This is a genomic window from Psychrobacillus sp. (assembly GCF_056205495.1).
This window is the reverse complement of sequence record NZ_JBAEAP010000514.1, coordinates 1-2,204: the sequence shown is the minus strand read 5'-3', so window position 1 is coordinate 2,204 and position 2,204 is coordinate 1. Positions and strand designations below refer to the sequence as shown.

Sequence of the window (2,204 nt, the reverse complement as noted above, 5' to 3'; positions counted from 1 at the left end):
CTGAATTGGTGAAAAATCATAAATATCCATATAGTCAGGTACAACAATAATACCGCCGGGATGTTGCCCTGTAGTTCGTTTTACTCCTGTACATCCTTGTACGAGGCGATCGATTTCAGCTCCACGTAAATTTATATTGTTATCATTCATGTAGCCTCTCACGTACCCGTAGGCAGTTTTCTCTGCAACAGTTCCTATTGTTCCCGCTCTAAATACATATTCTTCCCCGAACAGTTCCTTCGTGTAATTATGTGCGATCGGCTGATATTCTCCACTGAAGTTTAAGTCGATATCTGGTACCTTATCGCCTTTAAATCCTAAGAATGTTTCGAAAGGAATATCTTGTCCTTCTTTTACATAAGGAGTATCACATTTTTCACAGCTGGCATTTGGTAAATCGAATCCAGAACCAACTGAGCCATCTTGGAAGAACACCGAATGCTTACAGCTTGGGCAGACATAATGAGGAGGCATAGGATTGACCTCTGTTATATCCATTAATGTTGCTACAAGTGACGAGCCTACAGAACCACGCGAACCAACTAAGTAACCATCATCTAGAGATTTCTTTACTAGCTTATGAGATATTAGATAGATAACGGCAAAACCATGTCCAATAATTGATGTAAGCTCTTTTTCTATACGAGCTTCCACAATCTCAGGTATATTCTCTCCATAAATTTGTTTTGCTTTTGTATAGGTCAGTTCTCTAACCTCTTCATCAGCACCTTCAATTTTTGGAGTATATAAATCATCTTTAATCGGTTTTATGTCTTCGATTGAGTCCGCAATTTTATTAGGGTTTGTTATAACGATCTCTTTTGCTAGCTCTTCCCCTAAGAACGAGAAAGCATCAAGCATTTCATTTGTCGTTCTAAAATGTACCTTAGGAAGCTCATGCCTATTAAGCGGGTTTGCTCCTCCTTGCGAATTGACAAGGATTTTTCGGAACATCGCATCATTTTCATGTAAATAATGTACGTTACCAGTAGCTACTACTGGTTTCCCCAGCTTTTTCCCTACTTTAATTAATTTGCGAATAATATCTTCTAGATTCCACTCATCTCTTACTAGTTCCATTTCTATTAAATGAGCATAGACTTCCTTCGGATGAACCTCCAGATAATCATAGAAACTCGCAATCTCCTCAACCTTTTCTAAAGGCTTTTGCATCAGCCCCTCAAATACCTCACCTCTATCGCAGCCAGAGCCAATGATCAATCCAGCTCTATGCTTTTGCAGTACTGAACGCTTAATACGTGGTACTCGATAGAAAGTTGTTGTATGTGACAATGACACTAGCTTAAATAGATTTTTAAGACCCTCATCATTAACAGCTAAAATTGTGCAGTGAGATGGTCTAGCTCTTTTGTAAGAATCACCTTGGCCTATGTGCTTATTAAAGTCATCATGATAATGGATATCCTTTTCTTCTGCTTCTTTTAGTAGGTGAAGAAGTAAATAACCAGTTGCTTCACAGTCAAAAATTGCTCGGTGGGCCTGTGTTAATTCAATATTAAACTTTTTGGCTAGAGTACCTAGTTTATGTGTTTTCATCTCTGGATGTAAAAACCTAGCCAGCTCTAACGTATCAATTACTGGATGATTAAAGTGATCAATGCCACACTTTCTATACCCCTCGTATAAAAAGCCCATATCAAACGATGCGTTATGGGCAACAATTATGCCGTCTCCAATAAACTCATGAAAATCCCGTATAACGTCTTCTATTTCTGGTGAATTGCGAACCATATCATCTGTGATACCTGTAAGCTCAATTGTTGTAGCTGATAAAGCATGATGTGGATTCGCAAATCTTTCAAACTTATCTATAATATTGCCATTTTGCATTTTAACTGCAGCAAGCTCAATGATTTTGTCATATGTGGCGGATAAACCGGTTGTTTCTACGTCAAAAACTATATAAATTGCATCCTCAAGTGGGATATGCTGCTCGTCATAAGCTATTGGAACACCGTCATGAATTAGATTAGCTTCTAGTCCATATAAAATTTTAATGCCATTCTTTTTACCAGCAGCATACGCTTCCGGAAATGATTGCACATTCGCATGGTCCGTTATGGCTACTGCCTGGTGGCCCCACTTTGCTGCTTGAGAAACTAACGCCGATACAGAAGAAACCGCATCCATTTGACTCATCGGAGTGTGCATATGTAACTCGACTCTTTTTTCTTTTGCAGTAT

At 38.7% G+C, this 2,204-nt stretch carries 1 protein-coding gene; it reads right to left on the bottom strand.

Going from position 1 to position 2,204, the window contains the following annotated elements; genetic code table 11:
* The coding region (locus tag AC06OU_RS14655) for a PolC-type DNA polymerase III (RefSeq protein ID WP_475856759.1) at positions 1-2,204 on the bottom strand (2,204 nt) is incomplete at both ends.